The organism is Dyella flagellata, from assembly GCF_030160275.1.
GTDB lineage: Bacteria > Pseudomonadota > Gammaproteobacteria > Xanthomonadales > Rhodanobacteraceae > Dyella_B > Dyella_B flagellata.
On the sequence record NZ_BSOA01000042.1, the window covers coordinates 1 to 8,240 of the forward strand.

The 8,240-nt window shown below is 63.8% G+C and carries 8 protein-coding genes; 6 read left to right on the top strand and 2 right to left on the bottom strand.

Translation table 11 applies throughout. The features are described 5' to 3' along the window. Positions 1-343 precede the first annotated feature (343 nt). On the bottom strand, positions 344-784 hold the full coding sequence (locus tag QQJ96_RS16800; protein ID WP_284333173.1) for a hypothetical protein: 441 nt from the start codon (positions 782-784) through the stop codon (positions 344-346). 151 nt (positions 785-935) lie between these two features. Beyond that, complete coding sequence (gene asd, locus QQJ96_RS16805; RefSeq protein ID WP_284333174.1) at positions 936-1,781, bottom strand: archaetidylserine decarboxylase; 846 nt, start codon at positions 1,779-1,781, stop codon at positions 936-938. 292 nt (positions 1,782-2,073) lie between these two features. Between asd and prmB the strand changes: the two genes are divergently transcribed. The 6 genes from prmB to QQJ96_RS16835 form a co-directional block, all read left to right on the top strand. Continuing rightward, positions 2,074-3,000 (top strand): 50S ribosomal protein L3 N(5)-glutamine methyltransferase, encoded by a 927-nt coding sequence (prmB, locus tag QQJ96_RS16810; protein WP_284333180.1) that lies wholly within the window; start codon positions 2,074-2,076, stop codon positions 2,998-3,000. Positions 3,001-3,173: 173 nt separating this feature from the next. Next, positions 3,174-4,262 (top strand): chorismate synthase, encoded by a 1,089-nt coding sequence (gene aroC / locus QQJ96_RS16815; RefSeq protein WP_284333175.1) that lies wholly within the window; start codon positions 3,174-3,176, stop codon positions 4,260-4,262. 134 nt (positions 4,263-4,396) lie between these two features. After that, positions 4,397-5,398 (top strand): 2-hydroxyacid dehydrogenase, encoded by a 1,002-nt coding sequence (locus QQJ96_RS16820; RefSeq protein WP_284333176.1) that lies wholly within the window; start codon positions 4,397-4,399, stop codon positions 5,396-5,398. 142 nt (positions 5,399-5,540) lie between these two features. Further along, positions 5,541-6,569 (top strand): aspartate-semialdehyde dehydrogenase, encoded by a 1,029-nt coding sequence (locus tag QQJ96_RS16825; RefSeq protein WP_284333177.1) that lies wholly within the window; start codon positions 5,541-5,543, stop codon positions 6,567-6,569. After that, positions 6,569-6,847 (top strand): hypothetical protein, encoded by a 279-nt coding sequence (locus QQJ96_RS16830; protein WP_284333178.1) that lies wholly within the window; start codon positions 6,569-6,571, stop codon positions 6,845-6,847. The genes QQJ96_RS16825 and QQJ96_RS16830 overlap by 1 nt, the downstream gene beginning before the upstream one ends. 170 nt (positions 6,848-7,017) lie before the next feature. Beyond that, positions 7,018-8,240: type IV pilus assembly protein FimV (locus tag QQJ96_RS16835; RefSeq protein WP_284333179.1), on the top strand; the 1,223-nt coding region annotated here is incomplete at its 3' end.

Genomic DNA, 8,240 nt, shown 5'->3' on the forward strand with positions numbered 1-8,240 from the left:
CCATACAGGCCAGCAAAGAAAAGTGACTCGGTCGCTTGCGACCGAAAGCGCCGCAGGCAATGGTCCGACGAACGAAATGCAGCGATCGTGCGAGACAAGGGGGGGCGTTGGGGGCGCACACCCCCAACCAACCGCAAGGACCGAGTGACGAGTAGCGAGGTTGCGAGAAACAGATGCCGCCTGGAGCAATCGGTTTTTCGCCTCGTCAGTCACCAAATCAATTCCGCGGCAGGAGCGAAGGCTATGACGCCCTCGCTACTCGTCGCTCGTCCCTTCGTGCGGTGCAGTTCGCCATGCCGGCTGCTCGTGGGCTACCGGGCCTGTTGGTCGCCTTGAAGAACGCTCAGGCTGCGGCGCCTGAGCGCATCCACTGGGCCGTGCCATCCGGCTGTTCGCTGGTGGTGTCGCGCAGTTCGCGCAGCACGCGCAGCACCTGGCGATGTTGCGGTTGCAGGCTGGGGTGCGGCGAATCCTTGGTTTCGTGGTAAGCCACTGCCAACCATAAAGCGATACCGCGTAACGATACTTCGGGGTTGTCCGACTGGGAGCGGCTGAAACCGATCTCGGTGCCCTGGCCCCAAGGCACGTAGCGCTGCTCGGGCGCGGTGCCATACAGATGCGGGAACTCACAGCGAGAGGCTTGTCCGATTTCACGCAGGGTCATGACGGCCAGGCGGGCACGCGTGCGTACCGGCAATGCCGAGATGTTGCGCTCGATGTTTCGGAACTGACGCTGCAACTGCCGGGCGCGATTCATCGCGATTAGGCGGGTGACAATCTGCATGTGACCCCTCGTTGGACGAGTCCGCGCAGGCGCGCGGATTGGGACAGAGCATAGCGATGTGCTCGCGCGCGAGGCGCCGAAAACGTCACAAAATGACGACAAATGTCAAAACGCGGCACGCCGGGCTTGTCAGCAAGGCTTGTCCTGGTCGTCAAATGTGATGTAGTTCACCTAATCGCTGGCCAACCTTGATCACCTGTTGCGAACTGAGCTCATCGAGCTCCGCCGCGCCTTCGGGCAACAGCACGATCACGGTGGAGCCCATGTTGAAGCGCGCCATCTCGGCGAAGCGGTCCAGTTCGATGTTTTGCCCGGCGAACGATTTGCGGCGAATCGACGGCGCGTATGGCGGGATCACCAGGCCATCCCAGACGGTGGCGACGGATGACACTAGGATCGCGCCCACCATCACCACCACAAACGGGCCGTGCGCGCCTTCGAAATGGCACGCCAGCCGTTCGTTGCGCGCGAACAAGCGCGGGATTGCATCGACTGCAAACGGGGCTACGCTGAAGATGCGTCCAGGGATGTGCACGGTTTCCTTCAGTGTGCCGCGCAAAGGCATGTGCACCCGGTGATAGTCACGCGGCGACAGATAGATGGTGACGAAGCGGCCGTTGCGATAAGGCGCGGCGGCCGCTTCGTCGCCCAGCAGTTCGGCAGCCGTATATTCCTGGCCCTTGGCCTGAAATATGCGTCCATCAGCCAGCGGGCCCGCCTGGCTGATGCGACCGTCGGCCGGCGAAACTAGGGCGCCGGGCGCCGTATCAGTCCGGCGGGCATCGGGACGCAGCTTGCGCGTAAAGAAGGCATTGAAGTGAGGATAAGCAAACGGATCGGGTTGGGCCGCTTCGGTCATGTCGACCTGATAGCTGTGCACGATCCGTCCGATCAGGAAGTTCTTCCACGGTGCGAACGTCCAGCGCGTAGCCCAGTAAACCACGCGCGACAAGGCCCGGTGGGGAAGGATGTACTGCAGCAATAGCTTGAAGGTCATCCGCCAAGTATAAGGAATGGGGGCGATTCCTGGCTAAGGCGGAGTGGTTCGGAAGGAGGGGATCGCATGCAAGCGCGAATGACTCCAGCGCATGCCTTGGCCGCGCTCCATGCAGCCGGCCAGGCCATGCCAAACCCAAGGCCGCGAGGCGACGTAGAGCCAATTTTGTGCATCCGGGTGCTACCTGAGTGCCGCCTCCGGGTGGCCGAAGCGAGTGCGTGACATGGATGAGCGTGAGCCCTATGACGCGCAGTCGCTATACTTCACAACCCCCAAGCCGGACCGTGCCCACGTGACTGCCGAACTCGAAACCATCATCGACTTCATCCGCTACGGCGCCAGCCGCTTTTCCGCGGCGGGTCTCACCTTCGGGCACAGCCACGACAATCCTATCGACGAAGCTACCCATCTGGTGTTGGCCAGCCTGCATCTGCCGCCGGACATTCCGCCGGCCTACGGCGCCGGCAAGCTCACCGCCGAGGAGCGCTTGCGCGTGCTGAGCCTGATCGAGCGTCGCATCGGCGAACGCTTGCCGGTGGCTTACCTGGTCGGCGAAACCTGGTTCGCCGGCCTGAAGTTCAAGAGCGACCGTCGCGCCCTGGTGCCGCGCTCGCCGATCGCCGAGCTGATCGAAGCCGGCTTTACGCCCTGGCTGGACGGCCGGCAGGTGGAGCGTGCGCTGGATCTGTGCACCGGTTCGGGCTGCATCGGCATTGCCATGGCCGCGTATAACCCGCATTGGCAGGTGGACGTCGTCGATATCAGCGACGATGCGCTGTCGCTGGCGCGCGAGAACGTTGCATTCCAGCACGTCGGCGAGCGCGTTGAGGTGGTTCGTTCGGATCTGTTTGCGGGTGTTGAGGGCCGCAAATATGACCTGATCGTCTCCAACCCACCTTACGTCACTGAAGACGAATACGCTGCGCTGCCCGGCGAATACAGCCATGAACCCAAGCTGGGCCTCACCTCCGGCGAGGATGGCCTCGATGCCTGCCTGCGCATCCTCGATGAAGCAGTCGATCACCTCACCGAAGACGGGCTATTGATCGTGGAAGTGGGCGAGAGCGAGCAGGCGCTGACCGCCCTGTTACCGCAGGTGCCGTTCGTGTGGATCGAGTTCAAGGTCGGCCAGATGGGCGTCTTCGCGCTGGAGCGGCGCGAACTGACCGAGCATGCCGACGCCATTCATGCGGCGGCGCTCGAACGCAGCCGGGCGTAGCAGCGTAGGCTGGGATGCCAATCCCAGCTCGCCATGCATGCCGCACGCGATGCCGGGATGGGCACGACCGCTATGCGCCGACGATTCATAAGCGCAAAGCCCCCGGGCATGGCAAGATGCAAGATTGCCCCGGCTCAAGGCCAGGCCAGTCCCGCCGCCATTTCGGTTCCCACGTGTCCAGCAACTCCACCGGCAAGCTCTTCACTGTCACCACCTTCGGCGAAAGCCACGGGCCGGCTATCGGCTGCGTGGTCGACGGCTGCCCGCCGGGGCTGGCGATAGCGCCGGAAGCGTTTCGCACGGATCTCGACCGGCGCGCCACCGGCCGCAGCCGGCATACGTCGCAGCGCAAGGAAGCCGACGAGGTGGAGATCCTTTCGGGCGTTTATGAGGGCTACACCACCGGCACGCCGATTGCGTTGCTGATCCGTAATACCGATCAGCGCAGCAAGGATTACGGCGATATCGCGCAGACCTTCCGTCCCGGTCATGCCGACTACACCTATTGGCAGAAATACGGCATCCGCGATCCGCGCGGCGGCGGGCGTTCGTCGGCGCGCGAAACCACAATGCGTGTGGCGGCAGCGGTGATTGCCAAGAAGTGGCTGGCCGAGCGCCATGGCGTGCGGATTCGCGGCTACCTGGCGCAGCTGGGCGAGCTTGTTCCGCACGGCTTCGATTGGAACGCGGTGGAAGGCAATCCGTTCTTCTGGCCGCACGAGCCGCAAGTCCAGGAGCTTGAGAAATACATGGACGCGCTGCGCAAGTCCGGCGATTCGGTCGGCGCGCGCGTCAATGTGGAAGCCGAAGGGGTGCCGCCTGGCTGGGGTGAGCCGATCTACGGCAAGCTGGATGGCGACCTGGCCGCGGCGCTGATGTCGATCAATGCGGTGAAGGGCGTGGAGATCGGTGATGGCTTCGATGCGGTCACGCAGCGCGGCAGCCAGCATCGCGATGAAATGCATAAGGACGGCTTTGCGTCCAATCATGCCGGTGGCATCCTGGGCGGTATCAGTACGGGGCAGGTGGTACGTGCCTCGATCGCGCTCAAGCCCACTTCGAGCATCCTGATTCCCGGCCACAGCGTGAACCTGGCCGGTGAACCGACCGAGGTAGTCACCAAGGGGCGACATGACCCCTGCGTCGGCATTCGCGCCACCCCCATCGCCGAGGCGATGATGGCGCTGGTGTTGATGGACCACGCCTTGCGCCATCGCGCGCAATGCGGTGACGTGGGTGAGATAAAACCGCGCCTTCCTTAGAACGGCCGCAAGGCGACGAGGATGCGTAGGCTGGGATGGCAATCCCAGCTGCGAGAAGCGTGGAGATGCTGGGATTATCATCCCAGCCTACGTGGAAACTGGGCAGCCAGGTTCCACGCCTATGAAGAAAAGCGATGAGCAAGTCACACAAGGTCTGGGTTTCCCGTCCGCTCTTTCCCGAGGTACTGGAGCATCTGGCCCGGTACGTGGAAGTACAGGCGGAAACCAGCGAGCGCAAACACACGGCGGCGGAGCTGCGCGAAAAGCTCGCCGGCGTCGACGGTGCCATCATCGGCCTGAGCGACCGCATCGATGGTGCGGTTATTGCCGGTAACCGTCGGCTGCGCGCGATCGCCAATCTCGCCGTGGGCTACAACAACCTCGACGTACCCGCGCTGACCGCGGCCGGCATTTTCGCCACCAATACGCCCGACGTACTCAACGAAACTACGGCCGACTATGCCTGGGCCTTGCTGCTGGCCGCGGCAAGGCGGGTAAGCAGCGCCGAGCGCTGGTTGCGCGCAGGCAACTGGCGCGGCGGCATGCGCTTCGACGATTGGCTCGGTGTCGACGTGCACGGCAGGACGCTGGGCATCCTTGGCATGGGGCGCATCGGGCAAGCGATTGCGCGTCGTGCCTACGGATTCGGCATGCCGGTGCTGTATCACAACCGTTCGCGTCTGCCGGTGGCTATCGAGCACGATTGCCGCGCTACTTGGGTGGAAAAAGCCGAGCTGCTGCGGCGTGCCGATCACTTGATGCTGGTGTTGCCGTACAGCGCGCAGAGCCATCACGCCATTGGTGCAGCTGAGCTGGCGTTGATGAAACCTACCGCCGTGCTGGTGAATATCGCCCGTGGCGGCATCGTCGATGACGCCGCACTGGCTGTTGCCTTGCGCGAGGGCCGCCTCGCTGCGGCCGGGCTCGACGTGTTCGAGGGCGAGCCGGCGGTGCATGCGCTCTTGCGTGAACTCGACAACGCCGTACTGAGCCCGCATCTCGCCAGCGCCAGCGCCGATACGCGCCGCGCGATGGCGCAACTGGCGGCCGATAATCTGCTGGCTGCGTTGGGCCATGGGCCTGACGCGGGGCATCCGCCTTCATGGCTCAATCCCGAAGTGGGGGAGCGGGCATGAAGCAAAAACGTGATTTAGCTCACGTCAGCAGTGCTGTGCCGTGCCGTTCACGTGCCGCGCAGGCTAGATTCCCCTGGTGGGGGCCTGGCTGTGCGGTGATCTCTCAAACCGAGCAACCATGACCGATAAAGTGACCTAAGAGATGAGCAAGAAGAGTAGCTACAAGGTAGCGATGGTGGGCGCCACGGGCGCCGTAGGCGAAACCCTGCTGAGCATCCTGGCCCAGCGCGAATTCCCGATCAGCGAGCTGGTGCCGCTGGCGAGCGAGCGCTCGGCCGGCAGCAAAGTGGAGTTCGCCGGAAAACAGATCACCGTGCGAAACCTGGATGACTACGACTTCAAAGGCGTGGATATCGCCTTCTTCTCGGCCGGAGGTTCGGTCAGCCGCGTGCATGCGCCACGCGCCGCCGCCGCTGGCGCCGTGGTGATCGACAACACCTCCGAGTTCCGCTACCAGGATGACATTCCGCTGGTAGTGAGCGAAGTTAACCCGCACGCGATTGCGCAATACACTACGCGCGGCATCATCGCCAACCCCAATTGTTCGACCATGCAGATGCTGGTGGCGCTGGCGCCGATCCATCGGGCCGTGGGCATCGAGCGCATCAACGTGGCCACCTACCAGTCGGTGTCCGGTGCCGGTCGCTCGGGCATGGAGGAGCTGGGCAAGCAGACCGCTGCGCTGCTCAATTTCCAGGACGTGGAAAAGTCCAAGTTTCCCAAACAGATCGCCTTCAACGTGATCCCGCACATCGACGACTTCCAGGCCAACGGCTACACCAAGGAAGAAATGAAGATGGTGTGGGAGACGCGCAAGATCCTGGAGGACGAATCCATCCAGGTGAACCCCACGGCGGTGCGCGTGCCGGTGTTCTATGGCCATTCCGAGGCGGTGCATATCGAGACGCGCGACAAGCTCACCGCCGAGCAGGCACGCGAGCTGCTGGAACAGGCGCCTGGCGTGGTGGTGCAGGACGAGCGCAAGGCCGGCGGCTATCCCACGCCGGTGGGCGACGCGGCGGGGCAGGATCCGGTGTACGTGGGCCGCATCCGCGAGGACATCTCGCACGAGCGCGGGCTTGATCTATGGGTGGTGTCCGACAATATCCGCAAGGGTGCCGCGCTTAATGCTGTACAGATCGCGGAATTACTGATCGAGGATTATTTGTAATGCAACGCTTTGGACTGGTTTTGCTGGGCTGCTTGCTGGCGTCGAAGGTTTTTGCCCAATCGTCTGCCGATACCGTAAGCCGGGTGGAGGAGGTCCACCAGCGCGTGGCCCAGCACCAGTCCGAAGTGCAGCATCTGCAGCAGGACGTAAGCCAGCAGGAATCTGCCAGCCAGCAGGCGGCCGACCGGCTGCAACAACAGGACCGCACCATCGCCGAGCTGCGCAGGCAGCTCAAGGCGGCCCAGCAAGGCGCCAAGACCCCAGCCACCGGCCATTGATGGCCGTCACGCCTAGGCAAAGAAATCGCCTTGCAACAGGTCGGGCGGGCAAATCTGGTATTGTTGATTGATGCTTATCTAACTAAAGTGACGCCTTCCAAGAGGAAGTCGCCGCAAGCTGCGGTGCCTTTTCGTAAAGCGTCCGGGGTGTGTCTCGGGGGAGCCAAGCAATGAATCGTTCGTTGAAGCTGTCGATACTGCTCGCGCTTGCGCTGGGCAGCGGTCAGGCAGCCGCCGTGGAACTGGGCCAGGCGCATGTCAAATCGGCGCTGGGACAGCCCTTGCTGGTCGACATACCCGTGACCCAGGCTAGCCAGGCCGAGCTGCAGAGCCTGAGCGCCCAGCTTGCCTCCAACGATGCCTTCGCCAAGGCCGGTGGCCAGCGCCCGAGCGTTCCGCTGCAATTCAATATCGTGGACGAGAACGGCCACAAGGTGATTCGCGTCACCAGCAGCAGTAGCGTGGACGATCCCTACCTCGACCTGTTGGTGGAAGTGAACAGCAGCACCGGCAGTAGCGTGCGCGAATTCGCGATCCTGCTCGATCCGCCGACCAGGATGACGCAGGCGGCGACCAGCAGCGCGCCGGCCCGCCATCGCGCGCCAGCCAGCAGCGCTTCTGCCCCTGCCGGTACCACGAGCGCTCCTGCGCCGCATCGTGCGGCGCCAACGCGCACCACCGCGACTGAGGCGAAGAGCGGCCAGTTCGGTCCGGTGGAGAAGGGCGCCACGCTCTCGCACATCGCTGCCGAAGTCGTGCCGTCCGGCGTCAACGTCGACCAGATGATGCTGGCGCTGAAGTCCGCCAATCCGAACGCCTTCTACCGCGACAACATCAATGCACTGAAGGCTGGTGTGATCCTGCGCGTGCCGTCGCGCGACGACGCGCTGGCCACTGCCGCCGCCACCGCTGAAGCGACGGTGCATCAGCAGAATGACGACTGGCGCAATGGCACCAGCACGCCGGTCGCCGTTGCAGCCGGCGGCACGCGCGAAAACACTACCGTTGCGCCAACTGCCAACAGCAAGGCCGATCGCCTGGCGCTGACGCCCCCGGGCAGCGAAGGCCAGGCGGCCGGTGGTACGAACGGCAAGGGCGGCGCCAATGCCGCCGTGCGCCAGCAGCTGCAGCGCAGCCAGGAAACGCTCGCCTCCCTGCAGCAGCAAAGCAGCGAGTTGAAGTCCCGCCTGAAGGATCTGGAAGACCTCAACACCAAGAACCAGCGCTTGCTGGCATTGAAAGACAACCAGATCGCCGACCTGCAGAAGCAGCTCGCCGATGCCCGCAAGGAAGCCAGCAAGCCAGCCGCTCCGGTTGCGCCAGCACCGGCCCCGGTGGTTGCCAGCAAGCCGGCCGCGCCAGCCGCGCCGGTTTCGACGCCGCAGCCGGCTGC

Coding starts and splice junctions, on each gene's coding strand:
- QQJ96_RS16800 (WP_284333173.1), bottom strand. CDS start 784: ATGCAGATTGTCACCCGCCTAATCGCGATGAATCGCGCCCGGCAGTTG.
- asd (WP_284333174.1), bottom strand. CDS start 1,781: ATGACCTTCAAGCTATTGCTGCAGTACATCCTTCCCCACCGGGCCTTG.
- QQJ96_RS16820 (WP_284333176.1), top strand. CDS start 4,397: ATGAGCAAGTCACACAAGGTCTGGGTTTCCCGTCCGCTCTTTCCCGAG.
- QQJ96_RS16825 (WP_284333177.1), top strand. CDS start 5,541: ATGAGCAAGAAGAGTAGCTACAAGGTAGCGATGGTGGGCGCCACGGGC.
- QQJ96_RS16830 (WP_284333178.1), top strand. CDS start 6,569: ATGCAACGCTTTGGACTGGTTTTGCTGGGCTGCTTGCTGGCGTCGAAG.